The organism is Halobacillus amylolyticus, from assembly GCF_022921115.1.
In the GTDB taxonomy this organism is placed as follows: Bacteria; Bacillota; Bacilli; order Bacillales; family Halobacillaceae; genus Halobacillus_A; species Halobacillus_A amylolyticus.
In genome coordinates, this window is sequence record NZ_CP095075.1 from 2,322,313 (window position 1) to 2,340,468 (window position 18,156).

Genomic DNA, 18,156 nt, shown 5'->3' on the forward strand with positions numbered 1-18,156 from the left:
GGTGGGTTTTATTTACGAACTTACCATTTTTCCTCCATTCACATGGATCACTTGGCCGGTAACGTAGCGGGAATCGTCTGAGGATAAATACACATAGGCTGGGGCGAGTTCAAACGGCTGCCCTGCCTTTTTCATCGGGGTATCCGCACCAAATTTTTCAACATCCTTCTCGGGAAAACTCGCTGGAATAAGCGGTGTCCAAATCGGCCCTGGCGCAACCGCATTTACTCGAATACCTTTATCTGCAATATTTTGGGACAGGGCTCTGGTGAAACCTACAATAGCCCCTTTAGTAGCTGTGTAATCAATGAGTTGTTTGTTGCCTTCATAAGCCACAACAGACGTCGTGTTGATGATGGCATCCCCATCGTTTAATTGTGGCAATGCTGCTTTTGCTAAGTAAAAGAAGGAGTAAATGTTCGTTTTAAATGTATCGTCAAATTGTTCATTTGTAATATTCGTTAAACTTGTTTGCGGAAATTGAACACCGTGATTATTGACAAGAATATTTAACTTGCCAAAACTTTCTATCGTTTGATTGATAACGTGTTCACAATGGTCCGGTTTCCGAAGATCACCTGTTATGAGAAGACACTTGCGTCCAAGTTCTTCAATCCGTTTTTTCGTGCGGAACGCATCCTCGTTTTCATGCTCATAAAAGTATGGGATGACTAGATCAGCTCCCTCTTTCGCATAGGCAATCGCGACAGATGCACCAATTCCACTATCTCCTCCCGTAATAATGGCCACTTTGTTTTGTAATTTCTCACTGCCGTTATAATCGGGGTTTTCAATAATTGGCTTTGGATCCATAGCATTTTCAATCCCAGGTTGTTGGCCTTGATGTTGAGGCTTGAAGGTCAATGGCTGTTTTTTAGTTTCGTTGGTTTCCTTGTAGTAAGGGTACTTAGGGTACATAATTATTCCTCCAGTAAAAGTATCCCTTTACTTTCTCCTAAAATCCATTATTCATTCCTTCCAATTTCCAACTATGTAAAATCAATAGGAAATCCTATGTTAAACTAGAATTAATAGGAATCTATATAATTTTCATTTTATAAAAACCTTACTGAAAGGGGTGTCGTCTATTCTATGAGGTGGGACAAGTTGATTAGCAAAGAGCAAGCAGAAGATATTCCACAAGTGCCGAATGGGAAGCAGAATGAACCAACGATTAATGAGTTAGTTGAAGAATGGATTCACGTGTACAGTCATGACCTAAAATGGCTCGCCTACTCTTATGTGAAGGACCACTCCTTAGCCGAGGATTTAACTCAAGAGACATTCATTAAAGCCTACCAAAAGTATGCAACCTTCAAGCAGCAATCCAGTGTTAAAACCTGGCTCTATAAGATCACGATAAACTTATGTAAGGATCATCTCAAGAGTTCATACATAAAAAGAGTGATTAAGAAAAGTACAGAAGTTTTCCGAAGTATCCCTTCCCCACACGCCACACCAGAGGAGTATCTGGTTAATAAAAGTGAGGATGAAGAGCTTCTTGAACATGTTCTTAAATTGGATGACAAATATAGAGAAATGATTATTTTATATTATTTCGAGGAATTGGATGTAAAAGATATTGCCCATGTATTAAAAGTCAGTCCGAACACGGTTAAAACGAGACTGAGGCGGGCACGTCAGCTTCTGCAAGAACAGCTGACCTCAGAAGGGGGTTCACAAGATGAATGATTTATTAGATCGTCGATTAAAGAAAATGGATCATAATGTGAAATATCAAAAGGTTCCAATGAGAGAACGGGATATTGAGAGTATGATACATCAAGTCACTCATCACCCAGCGAAAAGGCCAGCAAAAAAATGGATGAAGCTCACTTTTCCCATGCCTGCTGTAGCCGTCATCGCTTTTCTTTGCTTCCAGGTAAGCAATCAACCTTCCGAGTCAACCACACATAAGTCTGTCCCACTCTCAGAGCGATCGTTAGTCACTGAGCATAAAGCACAGCAGACGAGCGGGTCGAGCACGAATGTCCAGTCAATCCAGCAAACGAGCAGCATGGATATCGCTGAACAGAAACAGAGCTCAACAATGGTTCGACAAACTTATGTCATGTTTGAAGACGACATGTTCGCTCAAACAGGAAACCGCGTGACAGAGACAGAGCTTAGCAAGGTAATTGGCACTGTGAAGACAAGTACAGCGCTAGAACAGCAAAGAAATAATGCCTTCTTCCCTGAAGCAGATATTTACAGCATTAAAGGAATGGATGCCTCAGAGAAAATTGCGATTCACAGCAGGCGCAGCACCGGCATCGGCTCAAGCTCAATTAGCCAACAAGGCTACTTCATCTTCGAGAAAAAAGAACCCTTACCAGCAGCCCAATAACCCCATTAACTTCCACCTCAGGTCATCCATAATTTGGATGACCTGAGGTGGAAGTTTTTCCCTATGGCTTTTCTATAAGACTATGATCAGCCAAATAAGCTTTAAGGTTATCTAGGGAAGCATAAATATCCTCTTTAATTTTGGGATTATAGAAGACAGCAGCAGGATGATACATTGGAAAAATGCTAAACTTCTCGTATGAAAGCTGATATTCGTCATCTTGAAACTTCTTGATCGGTGTTTCGATCACCTCACCAAGGACGTCTGCCAGCTTATCCCCCCGACCTGTTAAACGTTCGTAAGCGACTCCGCCTAAGGTAATAATGAGCGAAGGTGATAGTTTTTCAAGTTGATAATCTAAGATAGGCGCATGTGCTAAGACTTCCTTCTTATTAGGCTTACGGTTAGCTTTACGCTTCCCGCCCTTATTCGTTTTCACCCACTTATACGGGCGGCTCCGTACAGCACTCGTAATATAGATTTCCTCTCTTTTAAGTCCCACATAGGCTAGCTGCTTATCAAGTTCATCACCAGCCCTTCCAATAAAAGGTTGTCCCTCCACCGCCTCATTCTCACCGGGTGCCTCCCCTACAATAACAATCTCTGCATTTTCATTGCCTTGTCCGAGTACAAATCCTTCGACATCATAAGACTCCATTCGATCTCTAGCTTCGTCAAGCAGCCAATCCGGAAGTTCCATATATTCCACCTCCTTCCACCTCAGGTCATCCATAATTTGGATGACCTGAGGTGGAATTTTATTCTATTTTTAAGGTTTCCCTGTTATCGTGTGGTTTACACTTTATCGTACATCTGGGTTATTGTTTTCCAATTTCAGTGAAAGAGGGTATGATTTGTGTGGTAGATTTATTTAATAGAAGGAGTTCGATAGGTCATGAGAAAGATTGCTTCACTCATTGTCCGTGCTCATAAAATCTTGATCGCTTTTTGGATCGTGGCCGCCGTTGGTATGAGTTATTTTGCGATTCAGCTACCTTCATTATTAGCAGGGGACGGTTTTAGAACGGACGGAGAATATGAAAAAGTAGAAGACATTTTAAGTGAAACATTTGATTTCCCTTCTTCAACCCTTCTCGTTCTTTTTGAACAAGACCCTGACGAATCAAATGAAGAATTTCAATCCACCATCTCAACTAAACTAGCTGATATCGATGAGTTATCTGAGGTCTCAGCTATGCAATCACCACTTGATGATAAGTCGATGCGAAAGAAACATCTCGCCTATGCAACGATTAATTTTGACGATGAATCACTAGATATGTCGGAAGTTATTCAAAAGGTCAAAAACATTACAGAAACAAACGATAACATTACAATAACAGGAGCTCCCGTCATTTCTGAGGACATCAACAAAGCAAGCCAAAATGATTTAAAGCGCGCTGAACTCATCGGCCTGCCTTTTGCCCTGCTTATTCTGTTGATTGCCTTTGGAACAGTTGTTGCCTCTTTATTACCTCTCATTATTGGTGGTACAACAATCGTGATCGGCTTCGGCGTGCTGGCTCTCGTCGGAGGGGAAATGGATCTATCCATTTTCATCCTAAATATAGCCCCAATGATCGGACTTGCCTTAAGCATTGATTTTGCCCTGTTATTTATTAACCGCTATCGGGAAGAATTGCACAAGCAGGAAAAAGCCCCAGCTCTTATTACGACAATCGAGACAGCTGGCCGGTCAATCCTATTCTCTGCTGTTTGTGTATTTATTGGACTTGGAGCCATGAGTATCATTCGAGTAGACATTTTCACCAATATTGCGATAGGCGGCACAGTCGTAATATTGGCAGCCGTTCTCAACTCACTCACATTGCTGCCTTCCTTGCTCTATATATTAGGACCGCGCATTCATAAATGGCGCATTATTCCTTCTGAAAAAGATACAACACCACGATGGCGCAAGTTTGGCCGTGGTGTAATGAAACACCCTGTCATCATTGCTGTTGTTAGTTTGGTTATTTTGTTGATTGGGATCATTCCAGTAACAAATATGAATCTATCTATTCCCACGATCACGGCCCTGCCAGAAAGTTATGACTCAAGGGCAGCCTATGAACAGATTGATAAGGAATTTATGGGTGAAGGCAAGAGCACGGCCTATGTGATTGCTGAACGTGAAGGAGGCTGGCTTGAAGCTGATGGCTTAGAGCAAATGAAACAAATTCAAGATAAACTGAACAACCCCGACATCGTCGAATCGACTCAAACGTTATACACGACAAGTAATATTGAATCAACTGACAAACTCGCGGCTTCACTCGAACAGCCTCAGACTAGAGAACAGCTTGAACCAGCCATTAACCAATTTATTGCAGGAGACCAGTTGATGATCCCAGTCAGTCTCACGGTTACAGCGAATTCAGAAAAAGCACAAGACCTGCTTCTTGAATGGAGTACGTATGAATGGGACGTTCCCACGATGTTTGGCGGACAGCCCAAGTTCAATCAAGAAATTTACACTGAAATTTTTGACAAAATTGGCATCACCCTTGCGATTATCCTCATCTCAACATTTATCATTTTAACCATTGCGTTCAAATCAATCGTTATTCCGTTAAAAGCGATTTTAATGAACATCATTGGACTAACGTCGACCTTTGGTGTCTTAGTATGGCTCTTCCAGGGTGGACATTTTGGAATGAACGAAACAGATATTTCCTTAATCCTTCCCGTGATCGTATTCAGCCTCGTATTTGGCCTGAGCATGGACTACGAAGTGTTCCTCATTTCCCGCATCCATGAGTTTTATCAAGAAACGGGCAACAATACGACCTCAACGATTGAAGGACTTGCAAATACAAGTAAAATTATCACTTCCGCAGCATTAATTATGATCGTGATTACAGGTGCGTTTGCTTTTACAGGTGTCGTCCCCGTTAAACAAATCGGTGTTGGCTTTGCGATCGCCATCTTCATTGACGCTACAATTGTTAGATTGCTTCTCGTTCCAAGCTTAATGAAGCTGCTTGGCGACTGGAATTGGTGGCTGCCTTTTCGCAGGAAAAAGAAGCAGGTGAAATCTCATTAAGACAACAAGTGCGCTGCAGCTTGAACGGCAGCGCACTTGGCTTAATTAAGTTGGAAGACCGCGTATGTCGTCACAAAATAGCACAAGATAATTAGAAGGGAAGGCATCATGTAACTCCATGTTGATCTAGCTTTTCGGCGCGTAATACTATAAATAATAAGTAGCATAAACACAACCGAGGCTCCGCCTGTAATTAAATTTGCAGAGCTTGATTCCTTTAACAAATTCCCTTGAAGATAAATGATATCCGTAAAAGCTAAAATCATTAGGTTAAACGCATTACTTCCTATTAAAGAACTAACGCCCAAATTAAAGTTTCTAAGCTTTAATGCAATGCCTACACTTACTGCATCAGGCAACGATGTACTAATCGCCACAAGGAAAGACCCTACAAACGAGGCACCAAGACCAGTAATCACAGCAAGTCTCTCTGCAGCAACTGTTAAAATAGTACCCATGATCATAATTCCAACGGCAGCTAAAATAAAGCGATTCAACACCTGTTTATACGTATAATCTGTGTACCTGCGATTCTCCACTTTCACTTTTCGGCCCTGGTAGTCTGTCCGACGGTTTATCCACCTTGTCCCAATAAAATAGAGTAACGTCATGATGATCGTCGTATAACTTATATGATAAAAATGTGCTGGAAGAGTCAGCATTAATCCCGCCAATACAATAAGTGTCATCATAACAACAAGCCAACCGTACAGTTTACTCTCTTGCGTTGTATGATTCATGATTTGATGACGGCGATAAACAAGATCAAATACGGCAAGTCCCATTAGGTTAAATAAGTTACTGCCGATTAAATTTCCTACTGCAAGATCAGGAGAGTCTATGGCAATGGCTGTTATGCTTGACGTTAACTCAGGCAGGGAGACAGCCACACCAATGATTACTCCCATAAAGGCGGAGGAAAACTGACTTTTCTCTTTTACAGCATCTCCAAACACAGATAGCCTTGAAGCTATAAAAAATGTTGCCGCACCTGATATCAAAAATAATAATATAATCAATAAACTGCTCATCTATCTGTCTCCTCTAATGATTGTCCTGTTTTGTAAAGCTTCCCTGTATTAAACTCGTTCAAACTAAGAAAAAAACACCTGCAAAACGGTAATTTGTTTCTATATAAACTTGAAAAAAATGACACAAGAGCAGTATGATTATAATGGGGAGGTCAATTATGCCACTGCTACAAACCTTATTTATAGTTGCTCTTATCATTAGTTTATTCTTTGTAATTAAAAGAGCGAAAAAATACAAACAACGTACCGGCACTTATGGATCACTTAAGATGTACTTTTCTTCCATATGCCTTTACATGGTAGGTATCGTTTGCTTTATTGCCATCACCTTCGATCTGCTAGGTATAGGAAGCTGGATAGTAACAACCGCCTTGCTCATACTTGCCGCTTACTTCACTAGGTACCTGAATGAAGAGGAAAAGAAAAGGTACGTACCATGAGCATCGTGTATTGGATTTTTATCTTGCTCGTCGTTATAGCTACCTTTTATATCATTTTTAAAAAACTTACTCGGCAAAGTTACATCATTATTTCTGTGATTGGGATTTTATACGTTGTGATTCTCGCTTTTTCCTTTCTCTACAATTAAAATAGCCAGACCCGACTTATACTTCTCGGGTCTGGCTATTTTAATTTCCTTGTGTCGTTTCCCTACGCTGTCTATTCACGGCTTCACGTATATGATAAAGCTCAGCATACATCGCTGCCACGAATACACCAATAATACTTAGAAACATGGATAGGATGAAAACAGATCCATCAAGGTCAAAGCCAAGCACGGCACTAAATCCTACAATTGCTCCAATAATGATGCCCCAACCTGTAATGATCAATATTTTTTGAAGTGTCACCGAATAAAACAATAAACTCACCTCTCTACAAATGTCCTCTACTACATTTATACCCAAGTTCCAAGCGAACAACACATTTATGATATGTATAAACCTTCCACCTCAGGTCATCCATTTTATGGATGACCTGAGGTGGAAGGTTTTGGTTTATGACTAGAAGAAACAAAAAGGCTGCCTCCGATTAGGGGAGCACAGCCTTTTGAATCTTTCAAATCTGTTTTCTTATTGTTGTTTAGATTGTTTACGAAGGAATACTCCAGCTGCACCAACTAGTGCCAAGATGGAAGCAAAGATCCATAGGTCACCGTTTGCGGCTGTACCACCCATACCTGTTTTCGGCATGTCAGATGGCATATTCTCCATAGCAAATTTGTCTGGGAATTGGCTAACAATTCCTCCAGATAGAGCTTTAGAAGTCATAAACATATGGCCATAAGAATCTCTTAGTGTTTCATAGGCTTGCTTATAATCTTCTGCTGCATATTGATCAAACGTTCCAATTAAATAACCAACGTGTTCTTGTAGTCCACTTGATAGCACATCAGCTGGTACTTTACCATCCGTTGCTGTAGCAATGAATTTAGAGAATTCTGCACGATAATCTTCTAATGCCTGCAGTGCTTCTTCTTTTTGTTCTTCATCTCCAGCAGCTGTTCCTTTTACATACGTTACGAAGTCAGCGATGTGTCCAGACCACATTTCTTTAAATTTCTGTCCAGCTTCTTCACCATATACTGATGCAATCGCTGCAGATAGATCATCTGTATTAGCCGCTAGTGCTTCAGCAGATGCTTGGAAGTCCTCAGAACCATCTAAGCCATTTTGCATAGCCATCATAGCTAGTCCGGCATGTTCACCTAGCAGGTGGTTTAGGTTAGAACGAAGGTCAGCAGCCGGCGTAACAGCTTTTGTATTGTTGAATTTATCTGGGAACTGATTGACAATGGCTTTAGACAATCCTTTACTTACCCCATACATATGCTCGATAGCTTGACGTTCTTTAGCATAAGCTTCGTCATAATTACCTGCAACGTAAGCATCAAATGCTCCAATTAACTGATTGACATGCATTTGCAAGCCTTCAGCCAGCCCCTCAGCTTTCACTGCACCATCTGTTGCTGTTGAAATAAATTTAGAGAAGTCCTGACGATATTGTTCTAATTCATCAAGTGCTGCTTGCTTTGCTTCTTCATCCCCACTTCCAGTTGCTTTCACATAATCAACGAAATAGCCAATGTGTTCGCTCCACATATCCTGGAATTTCTGTCCCGCTTTGTCACCATAAACAGATGCGATCGCTGCAGATAAATCTTCCGTGTTGGCTGCTAAAGCATTTGCTGAAGCTTCAAAGTCTGCAGCTCCATCTGCTCCTTTTCTCATTGTTTCAACAGCTAGATACGCGTGCTCACTAAACAATTGATCTAGGCTTGCTCGTAATTCTACGGCTTCCGTTTCAACCGTTGGCATATTGTGTTCCTCAGCATTTACAACATCCATTGACGTCGGAAGTAATAGTGACACACTTAAAGGTACGGCGAAAAGTGCTTTTTTCATATCCATTTTAAAAATCTCCCCTTCTTGTTTTGGTTTATTCACTTAGCTATCGAACCCAAATTACAATTGGATCACTTTTTTCCCAAAAAAAATCAAAAAAATGCAGACAGCTGTGAAAAACTGTCTGCATACCCTAAATAATTCATTTATAATTCTGCTTGTAGGATCACTTCACCTCGAGGCGCTTGGCTTGTAGCATCAGGTTCTTTTGAAATCGCTACAGCATTCCAATCTGTACCTTCAGGAAGTTGATCCATCGCATAGGCTACGGCACCTGCACCATTTTCATTTGCCACAAATGTTCCGGCACGATGGGGTGTTTCTCCTTCAATCAACCAGACTTGATACACTTCTTCTCCTTCTAATTGCTCGAGTGACTCAGCCTGCAATGTAAGAAGGCCGCCTTGCTCTTGTTGAATCATAGACGCAGTTGCTTGAGCATCAGTTGTACCCTGCAGCTGTACTTTAGTTGTAACCTGGTCAGTACTTTGAATAGGAGTTTCCGGCTCTTCCACCGGCCCCTCACTAGCTGTTTCGTCTTCATTCATCACAGCATATAAATTCCCAGCTAATGACAGTATCAAAGCCGCGGCTAATCCTCGCAAAATCCACGGTTTTTTAGTTTTTCTCGGTTGCAACCCTTGTTCAGAGCGATCTTTTCGAGGTTCGAAGGCTACCACAGATGAATCTTCCCGATGCTCCGCTTGCTCTGAACCTTTATCGACTGTTTCATTCAATTTTTCTTCTGCAAAAACAGCATCTAACACACGACCTTTCATACCTTCCGGAGGATTGACGGGCTCTGAAGCGAACGCTAAATCTTCAGTAAGTGCACGAAGCTCAGCCAACTCTTCTTGGCAATCGCCGCAAGTTTCCAGATGCTTCTCGAATTCTTTCTCTTCAACATCTGTCAGCTGATTATTAAAATAATCAATCACTTTCTCGCATTCGTTACGCATCATGAACGCCCCCTTTCCCGTTTGTTAAGTGTGTTTTTAGATGTTTTAATGCCAGTCTAAGCCTGCCCTTGACAGTACCAAGCGGAAGATCGCATTGATCAGCTATTTCCCGTTGGCTTAATCCTTTAAAGTAAAATAAGTCCACCATTTGTTTTTGTTCATTAGATAATTCTTTCACCGCTTGCCTAACCTTATCACCTTGTTCTTTCCACTCCACTAAATCTTCAGTTGAATCTCCGACTTGTTCCGGAAGGTCCGTTTCCTCTTCCAAAGCAACCGCCTGATTTTTATTTTTACGAATGATATCAATGGCTGTGTATCTTGTGATGGTTACGATCCACGAAGAGAACTTACCCTTCGTTTCATCATATGTTGCTTTGTTCGTCCATAGTTTAATGAATACCTCTTGCAATACCTCTTCTGCTAATGTCTGATCTCCAGATAACTTAATGACAAATGAATAAAGCAGCTTCTCATATTTATCGTATATTGATTCAAGTGCTTTCTTATCGCCATCCATCATCTGGTGATAGAGCTCTAAGTCTTTATTGCTCATAGCACACTCCTTTATGGTGGATAAAGCTATCATAGCATATCAGCAACATACTTTTCTTCTATGGGAGGTATGCTATATAGCTATCGAAAAAAATCATCTTCTGGATCACTTTTCTGAAAAAATTCTTTTATGAAAACCCTGTCATGTAGGGTTTAAGACCACTTATCCATTGTACACAGGTTTAATGACTTGAAAAAAGGGAAAATTAATTGATTCACTTACATTACTTTTCACAAAACAAAAAGCAGGGTATTATCCCTGCTTACCCTGCTTGATCAATCTCACCTTTTTTCAACTCTCTTCTCAATACCTTTCCACTGATCTGAGTTTTCGGCAGCTCCTGTATGACCTCGATTTCACGCGGGGCCGAATGGGCAGCCAGACGTCCTCGCACAAATAACCGAATTTCCTCCAACAGCTCTTTGCTTTCTTTATAGTTCGGATTCAAGGCAACGAAGGCTTTGACGATTTCGCCTCGTACGGGATCTGGCTTGCCAATCACCCCAGCCTCCTTCACCGCCGGATGCTCGAGAAGCTTGCTTTCGACTTCAAATGGACCAATACGCTCGCCTGCAGAATTGATCATGTCGTCACTTCTGCCTTGGAAAAACACATAGCCTTCCTCATCTAAATAAGCGAGGTCCCCTGCTATATACCACTCTTCTCCATATGGAAAGTAAGATTTAAACTTCTCCTCATTCTTCCAAACTTCCTTCATAATGGCAGGCCAAGAAGCACGAATGGCCAAATGTCCCGTTTCGAATGGAGGTAATTCTTCTCCGCCTTCATCTAAGACAGTAACTTCTATGCCTGGAATCGGACGCCCCATCGATCCTGGTTTTATCGAACGGGTTGGCAGGTTTGCTACCAGTTGAGCGCCTGTCTCTGTCATCCACCATGTGTCATGAATTCTTAGGTTTAACGCTTCAACTCCCCAGTGGATGACTTCAGGATTCAACGGCTCGCCTACACTAAGAATGTGTCTTAATGAGGAAAGATCATATTTATTTAATGTCTTATTCCCAGCGGCCTTCAGCATACGAAAAGCTGTCGGAGCACTGTACCATACGGTCACTTGTGCCTTCTCAAGCACTTGATACCATGCCTCTGCTGAGAAGCGGCCACCGTGAATAACTGTTGTTACTCCGTTTAGTAATGGTGCAAATACTCCATATACTGTGCCCGTCACCCAGCCAGGGTGGGCCGTGCACCAATAGACATCATCGTCCTTCAAGTCGAGCACCCAGCGACCTGTTTGATACTGCTGGATCATATTTCGATGGGCATGAATAATTCCCTTTGGCTTTCCTGTAGAACCACTCGTATAATGAATATTCAAACCATCCTCAAGATCTACCCAGACCGTTTCGAACTCATCGTCCGCTTTCTCCGCTTCCTTTGTGATCGAAATGTCAGCATCTCCTGTTTCTTTATCCGTTGTAAAAATCGTCTTCAAACTTGGAATCTCTTCCCGATGGACACGAGATAGAAAGCTAGAGTCGGCTATTAAAAACTCCCCTTCGCAATCATTAATCCGGTCTCGAACAGCTTCTTCCATAAAGGCCTCAAATAACGGACCGACCACAGCACCAACGTTAATCGCAGCAAGCATAGCAATATAGCAATGCGGGTGTTTAGGTAAGAAAACAAATACAAAGTCGCCTTTCTTAACACCTGATGCTGTCAACACATTGCTCCAGCGACTCACTTCCTGCTGAAGCTCTCTATAGGTTAATGACCAATTCTCCGTTTCGGAAATATAATGAAGGGCTGTCTTCTCACCCTTTCCATTCAGTACATGCCGATCTACAGATTCATAGGTCATGTTTACTTTCCCTGTATGATACCAGCTAAATATTGGGTGGACCCGTTCCCATGAGAAAGGTTCACCTTCCATCCATTCTACGGATATATTATGACTTCCACCTCTTGGCGGCAGAATTACATCTGACATGTTACGATCCTCCTTAAACTCTAGTGAAATCCAGTTCCTGTAGAATATCTTCTTTGAGATTTGCTAAATAGGCGTCGCCTCGTCGGCGCGGCTTAGGTGTGTCTATCGAAATTTCAGATTGAATCCCACCCGGCTGTCCCCTCATAATGACAATACGATCACATAGATATAAGGCTTCATCAATATCATGCGTAACAAGCAGTGTCGTCGTATGATGCTTTTCAAAGATTGAGAGGAGTAAATCCTGTAGCTGCATCTTCGTAAACGCATCAAGTGCACTCAATGGCTCATCAAGCAATAAAATTTCAGGGCGATTCAGTAAAGAACGGGCAATCGCCACACGCTGGGCCATCCCGCCTGATAGGTCTTTAGGATAATGGTCTTCGAACCCATCAAGACCGACCGTTTGGATTAAGTCCAAAGCTTGCTCTCTGTTCTGTTTTTTCGCCACACCAAAGGTAATGTTCTCCCAAACTGAAAGCCATGGCATCAGCCTCGGCTCTTGAAACATCATTCCAAAGGCGTGCTCAGGGTTACTCACATTTGTTTCAATGTCCCCTTTATAATTTAAGTCAAGCCCGGAAAGCACGCGTAGGAGTGTACTCTTCCCACAGCCGCTCGTGCCTAAAACTCCGACAACTTCGCCTTCGGTTAACCGTATATTGACGTTCTTGAAGCCAGCCTTTCCGTTCTGGAAAACACGTGAGACTTGATTAACTGCCAGCATGATTTCTCCTCCAATCTATGATGCATTTTCAATACTGTCCTGCCACCGTAACGTTCTCATTTGAACTCGCTTGAGAATCTCATCGGATGCCTTCCCGAAGATCGCAAACAACACGATACTGCCAATCACAAGCTCCGGGGAGGAAGTGTTTTGTCCGAACACCATTAAATAGCCAAGACCTTGACTTGCGCCCAGCAATTCGGCTGCAACGACAAACATCCAGCCGAGACTAAGGCCGCTCCGCAGCCCTACTAAAAAGGAAGGTAACGCAGCAGGAAAAATGATTTTACGTATTTGTTGTAAGCTTGTGAAATGATACATACGTCCCACTTCGATCAACTTACGGTCCACCCCTTGGATACCAGAGGTCAAATTTAAATAAATCGGAAAGAATACTCCTACAGCTACCAACGTAATTTTAGAGGCTTCTCCAATACCGATCCATAAAACAAACAACGGCACCCATGCTAATGATGGGATCGCCCTTAGGGCCTGCAGCATTGGATCAAGAACCTTTTCAACGATTCTTATATAACCAGTAGCAGCCCCTAAAATGGTAGCTGCAGCCATTCCTAATAGAAAGCCTGCAAATACACGGTATAAAGTGATCGATATGTGTCCCCATAGTTCACCATCTTGGGCCATACCTGCTATTTCCTCCAGGACAACAGAGGGAGCAGGAAGCAAGTAGGGAGCTACCCACCCACTTCTTGAAGCAATCTCCCAAATGATAATGAGAACGATAGGGAGGAGACTTCCTATAAATAAATTGGATGCAAACGGGTTAAAGGTTGTTTTCTCACGGCTTTTAACTGAAGGTCTGATGGTTGTTTCTGATTGACTTGACACCTCTTCACTCCTCCCTATATTCCCTTATTCGATAACTTCTTTTGCAAAACTTGGATTTACAAGTTCGTTCGTGAGTTCTTCTATTTTCACATCTTGATCAATGATCTCTACTTCTTTCAGCACTTCACCAGCGCCTTTAACCGTTTCTTTTAAGGCTTCTCCCGGAATAGGATCGGAAAAATCGTTCCGTTCCATTTCTTTTTTAGCTACGGCTAAATCAATATTCGCTTCTTCAGCTACTATTTTTGCCGCTTCCTCAGGATTTTCAATCGTCCATTTTCTAGCCTTTTCATAGGCTTCAATAACCGTTTTCACAACTTCAGGGTGCTGTTCAGCGTACTCTGAACGTACGTTTAGCGACCCGTAGGTGTTAAAAGTAGGTTCACGGTAAAATAACTTTGCATCAGATTCGAGCTCAAGCCTTGCCATGTGCGGATCTAGCCCAGCCCATGCATCAACATTGCCTGCTGACAATGCTGCTGCACCGTCGGCATGCTGCAAGTTCACGAGTTCAATATCATCTGGTGACATCCCATGTTCTTTTAACGCTCGAACTAAGAAAATGTATGGGTCTGTTCCTAACGTGGCAGCAACCTTTTTCCCTTTTAAATCCTCAACAGAAGAAATATTGGAATCACCATTCGTGACAAGCGCTGTCCACTCGGGTTTGGAGTATAAGTACACCGACTCAACCGGTGAACCATTCGCCTTTGCCATGAGTGCCGCCGCCCCTGCAGAGGAACTAAAGTCCACACTACTTGAGTTTAGGAATTCGAGTGCCTTATTACTTCCTTGACTTAAAACGAATTCGACATCAATACCTTCTTTCTTCAGTGCTTCTTCAGCCCATCCCTTTTCCTTCAAAACGAGACTTGTCGGGGAGTAGTAGGCATAATCAAGCGTCACTTTATCAGGTTTCCCACTTTCACCTTCAGCGTTATTCGAACAACCTATTAAGGTGATAGTCAGTAACAGTGCTAGGGTGGGTAATATATATTTAGTTTTCATCCATTTGCCTCCATAAAAATTAAATTTCACATGCATAGGTATCAATCGTGCCTCTTAGGCGCTGTGCTTCCTTGTAGGTGCAACGATTGTGCACCACTTGCAGTCCCGCTTCACTAGCAATTCGCGCTGCCTCCGGTGCAATGACGCCCTCTTGCAGCCAAAAGACCCCAGGCTTCACAGTTGCTGCCTCTTTAGCAATTTCAATTGCCGCTTCAGGACTGCGGAAAATTTGAACAACGTCCACTTTGAAAGGAATTGAGCTAATGTCTGGATAGGCTTTTTCTCCTAACACCTCATCTTCCCTCGGATTAACCGGTACAATTTGGTAACCTAGACGCTGCATTTTACGTGCCAACCGGTGGCTTGGGCGAGAAGGCTTCCCGCTTAACCCAACAACAGCTAAACGCTTCGGACGAGTCACTTGTTCTCCATCCTGCTCTTCGGTTACTTGTGCAGATTGAAGCGCCCATTTGATCACACCTTCATCGTTCTCAGTAATAGCTGAGCTGCCTTCTTTCCCAGTTGCCGTCGCAATCGCACGGTCCAAGTCATTCACAAGGTCCTTCACTGACTCTAAACCAACAGATAAACGGATTAACTCTTCTGATACACCACTTGCAGCGAGATCTTCAACAGATAACTGTTGGTGTGTTGTTGAGGCAGGATGAATGATTAGTGACTTCGCATCACCTACGTTTGCTACGTGTGACCATAAAGCAATGTTGTTAATTACTTTTCGACCTGCGTCACGGCCTCCTCTGATGCCAAAATTGACAATCGAACCATAGCCACCTTCTAAGTACTTACCAGCTAGTGAATGAGCAGGGTGCTCTTTCAACCCCGGATAGGAGACCCATTCAACATCAGGATGACCTTTAAGGTATTCTGCTAGCTCTAATGCATTATCGTTATGACGCTCGATCCGCAAAGGCAACGTTTCAAGTCCTTGCAATAGTAGGAAAGCATTTTGCGGGCTTAAGCAGGCACCCAAGTCTCTCAACAATTGAACGCGTAATTTTGTTACAAAGGCTAGTGTTCCGAAATCAGAGGCATAGCGGATGCCGTTATAACTATCATCCGGCTCAGTGAAAACAGGGAATTTGCCGTTTGTCCAGTCAAATCTTCCCCCATCAACCACAACACCTCCGATGGCTGTTCCATGCCCGCCAATCCACTTCGTAGCAGAATGAACAACGATATCCGCTCCAAATTCAATCGGCTTACAGGAATAAGGTGTAGCAAATGTGTTGTCAACAATCAGTGGTACACCGTGATCATGGGCAACTGCGGAGACCTTTTCAAAATCCAATACATGAAGACTCGGGTTACCAATTGTCTCAGCAAACACAGCCTTGGTTTTATCCGTTAAAGCATTGCGGAAGTTTTCAGGATCTTCAGGATCAACAAACCTCACTTTAATGCCGTATCGCGGCAGAGTATTAGCAAACAAATTATAAGTGCCTCCATATAAATTCGATGCGGCCACAATTTCATCACCTGAGCCTGCTAGATTTAAGATTGATAGAGCAATCGCTGACATTCCTGAAGCTGTCGCCACAGAAGCAACGCCGTTTTCAAGCAAAGCCATTCTTTTTTCAAAAACATCTACCGTCGGATTCCCGATTCTTGAATATATATTTCCCGGCTCATCAAGGGCAAATAAACTTTGCGCATGATCAGTATCGTGAAACACATAAGAAGTCGTTTGATAAATCGGTACCGCTCTTGAACCTGTAGTTGGATCTGGGGATTGCCCGCCATGAAGTGAGACCGTGCTTAAATCGTAGCTTTCAAATGAGTTTGTCATTTTTACATCCTCCTAAAGTTTTTAAATAAGATTTGAATAGCAAGAGGGCATCGGGGGCCGAAATAATTTTTGAAATACAAAAAACCCCCTCTTCGATAAGAAGAGGGGGTTGAATAATCATGTCCTCCTCTTATCTCTCAGATCAGTGATCTGTAGGATTTGGCACCTTTTCAAACCGATGTTTGAAGGTTGCCGGGCTTCACAGGGCCTATTCCCTCTGCCGCTCTTGATAAGAGTACTTGCTATTTAATTTGGCTATGGTTAAGAATTATAAGGTATAACAATTGGAAAAGTCAATCATTTTTGACTATTTTCTTTTACAGATTCATGAATGGCTTCCTTGAACTGAGCTATGATGTCCGCTGACTCTTCTATTCCAATGGAAAGCCTAATAACATAATCATTGACACCAATTAGGGCACGCTCCTCATCCGTCAATGCACGGTGTGAAGTTCGGATTGGATAGGATACAGTCGTTTCTAACCCACCAAGGGTCGGCGTCAATTTAATCCACCCTAAGGATCGAAAGAATTGTTCGATATCAACTTTTTTACTAAGTTCAATCGTAACAATCGCACCGTGCCCTTGCTCTGAAACGTATTCAGGGTAAAATACTTGGTCGACTAACTCATCCTGCTGTAAAGATTCCGCCAGTGTTTGCGCATTAGCGGATTGCTGTTTCATACGTAAACCAAGTGTCTTTACACCCCGTTGAGTTAACCATGCCTCAAAAGCACTGAGATTGGCGCCAAGCGCACTCACCTTTTGCTTCGCTTTTGCCATTAACTCTTCATTTCCAACGACGATCCCCGAAGTAACGTCACTATGACCGCCGATATATTTTGTAGCACTGTGCACAACAATATCGATCCCCTTTTTATAGGGCTGTAATAAGTATGGAGTGGCAAATGTATTGTCAACCATTGTGTACAAATCGTGTTCCTTCGCGAGACTTACAAGTCCTTCTAGGTCTTCTACTCTGAGAAAAGGATTGGAGACTGACTCTGTATAGAGCAATTTCGTATTTGGTTGAATCGCCTCTTCAACCTTTTTTTTATCGGCAAATGAAACGATTGAAACTTCAAAGCCAAAGCTCGTTAGCTCTTTTGTAATCAAGTGATGGGTCCCGCCATAAAGATCTTCTGCGGCAACGATGTGATCACCGGCTTGCACAACAGAAAGGATGCCTGCCAGAATTGCCGAGGTTCCAGATGAGGCGGCGACCCCAGCTTCTGCTCCTTCAAGATTCGCAACGGTTTGACCGAGTTCTTCTGTGTTCGGATTCTTCTCACGGGAATACGAAAACGAAGCTTCTCCAGCATAATAGCTTTCTAAGTGATCTAAGTCTTTAAATGTAAAGGAAGATGTTTGGTAAATCGGAGTTGATTTACTATTTAGTGCATCTCCCTGATTTATTTTGTTGTGTACAATACGTGTATCAAATGATTGATGGCTCATAAACTCTCT

The 18,156-nt window shown here is 42.5% G+C and carries 17 protein-coding genes and 1 riboswitch; of the genes, 4 read left to right on the forward strand and 13 right to left on the reverse strand.

All coding sequences use genetic code 11. From position 1 onward, the window contains the following. Positions 1-12: 12 nt before the first annotated feature. Positions 13-918, reverse strand: a complete 906-nt coding sequence (locus MUO15_RS11970; protein WP_245029510.1) for an SDR family oxidoreductase — start codon at positions 916-918, stop codon at positions 13-15. A 189-nt stretch (positions 919-1,107) separates the two neighbouring features. On the opposite strand from MUO15_RS11970, the gene MUO15_RS11975 reads away from it, so the two are divergent. Both MUO15_RS11975 and MUO15_RS11980 read left to right on the forward strand, forming a co-directional pair. After that, the gene (locus tag MUO15_RS11975) at positions 1,108-1,692 is read left to right on the forward strand and encodes a sigma-70 family RNA polymerase sigma factor (RefSeq protein ID WP_245029511.1); all 585 of its coding nucleotides are present in this window, start codon (positions 1,108-1,110) and stop codon (positions 1,690-1,692) included. After that, complete coding sequence (locus MUO15_RS11980; RefSeq protein WP_245029512.1) at positions 1,685-2,347, forward strand: hypothetical protein; 663 nt, start codon at positions 1,685-1,687, stop codon at positions 2,345-2,347. Before MUO15_RS11975 ends, MUO15_RS11980 begins: the two co-directional genes overlap by 8 nt. Before the next feature lie 61 nt (positions 2,348-2,408). Here MUO15_RS11980 and MUO15_RS11985 read toward each other — a convergent pair whose 3' ends face one another. After that, a complete protein-coding gene (locus tag MUO15_RS11985) occupies positions 2,409-3,047 on the reverse strand; it encodes a uracil-DNA glycosylase (RefSeq protein ID WP_245029513.1) in 639 nt (212 codons plus the stop codon). Between the two features lie 195 nt (positions 3,048-3,242). Between MUO15_RS11985 and MUO15_RS11990 the strand changes: the two genes are divergently transcribed. Continuing rightward, positions 3,243-5,393 carry an MMPL family transporter gene (locus tag MUO15_RS11990; protein WP_245029514.1) on the forward strand — a complete coding sequence of 717 codons (2,151 nt, stop codon included), beginning with the start codon at positions 3,243-3,245 and terminating at the stop codon, positions 5,391-5,393. Positions 5,394-5,434: 41 nt separating this feature from the next. Here MUO15_RS11990 and MUO15_RS11995 read toward each other — a convergent pair whose 3' ends face one another. Then, positions 5,435-6,424 (reverse strand): sodium:calcium antiporter, encoded by a 990-nt coding sequence (locus MUO15_RS11995; protein ID WP_245029515.1) that lies wholly within the window; start codon positions 6,422-6,424, stop codon positions 5,435-5,437. A 158-nt stretch (positions 6,425-6,582) separates the two neighbouring features. Between MUO15_RS11995 and MUO15_RS12000 the strand changes: the two genes are divergently transcribed. Further along, positions 6,583-6,864, forward strand: coding sequence for a hypothetical protein (locus MUO15_RS12000; RefSeq protein ID WP_245029516.1), 282 nt, complete (start codon positions 6,583-6,585; stop codon positions 6,862-6,864). A 189-nt stretch (positions 6,865-7,053) separates the two neighbouring features. Here the strand turns inward: MUO15_RS12000 and MUO15_RS12005 are convergent, their stop codons facing one another. The 10 genes from MUO15_RS12005 to MUO15_RS12050 all read right to left on the reverse strand — a co-directional run bounded on the left by MUO15_RS12005 (position 7,054) and on the right by MUO15_RS12050 (position 18,147). After that, a complete protein-coding gene (locus MUO15_RS12005) occupies positions 7,054-7,287 on the reverse strand; it encodes a hypothetical protein (protein ID WP_245029517.1) in 234 nt (77 codons plus the stop codon). A 210-nt stretch (positions 7,288-7,497) separates the two neighbouring features. Next, complete coding sequence (locus tag MUO15_RS12010) at positions 7,498-8,835, reverse strand: copper amine oxidase (RefSeq protein ID WP_245029518.1); 1,338 nt, start codon at positions 8,833-8,835, stop codon at positions 7,498-7,500. A 140-nt stretch (positions 8,836-8,975) separates the two neighbouring features. Continuing rightward, a complete protein-coding gene (locus tag MUO15_RS12015) occupies positions 8,976-9,788 on the reverse strand; it encodes an anti-sigma factor (protein ID WP_245029519.1) in 813 nt (270 codons plus the stop codon). Then, the gene (locus tag MUO15_RS12020) at positions 9,781-10,344 is read right to left on the reverse strand and encodes an RNA polymerase sigma factor (RefSeq protein WP_245029520.1); all 564 of its coding nucleotides are present in this window, start codon (positions 10,342-10,344) and stop codon (positions 9,781-9,783) included. The genes MUO15_RS12015 and MUO15_RS12020 overlap by 8 nt, the downstream gene beginning before the upstream one ends. A gap of 262 nt (positions 10,345-10,606) precedes the next feature. Next, complete coding sequence (acsA, locus tag MUO15_RS12025; protein WP_396266223.1) at positions 10,607-12,298, reverse strand: acetate--CoA ligase; 1,692 nt, start codon at positions 12,296-12,298, stop codon at positions 10,607-10,609. A 13-nt stretch (positions 12,299-12,311) separates the two neighbouring features. Beyond that, entirely contained in the window at positions 12,312-13,025 is a 714-nt protein-coding gene (locus tag MUO15_RS12030) for an ABC transporter ATP-binding protein (protein ID WP_245029521.1), read from the reverse strand. Between the two features lie 15 nt (positions 13,026-13,040). Further along, a complete protein-coding gene (locus tag MUO15_RS12035) occupies positions 13,041-13,874 on the reverse strand; it encodes an ABC transporter permease (RefSeq protein ID WP_396266224.1) in 834 nt (277 codons plus the stop codon). A 24-nt stretch (positions 13,875-13,898) separates the two neighbouring features. Continuing rightward, positions 13,899-14,882 (reverse strand): aliphatic sulfonate ABC transporter substrate-binding protein, encoded by a 984-nt coding sequence (locus MUO15_RS12040; RefSeq protein ID WP_245029522.1) that lies wholly within the window; start codon positions 14,880-14,882, stop codon positions 13,899-13,901. A gap of 19 nt (positions 14,883-14,901) precedes the next feature. After that, entirely contained in the window at positions 14,902-16,689 is a 1,788-nt protein-coding gene (locus tag MUO15_RS12045; RefSeq protein ID WP_245029523.1) for a PLP-dependent aspartate aminotransferase family protein, read from the reverse strand. A 127-nt stretch (positions 16,690-16,816) separates the two neighbouring features. Continuing rightward, a riboswitch (SAM riboswitch) is annotated at positions 16,817-16,925 on the reverse strand. Between the two features lie 61 nt (positions 16,926-16,986). Then, the gene (locus tag MUO15_RS12050; RefSeq protein ID WP_245029524.1) at positions 16,987-18,147 is read right to left on the reverse strand and encodes a trans-sulfuration enzyme family protein; all 1,161 of its coding nucleotides are present in this window, start codon (positions 18,145-18,147) and stop codon (positions 16,987-16,989) included. Positions 18,148-18,156 lie beyond the last annotated feature (9 nt).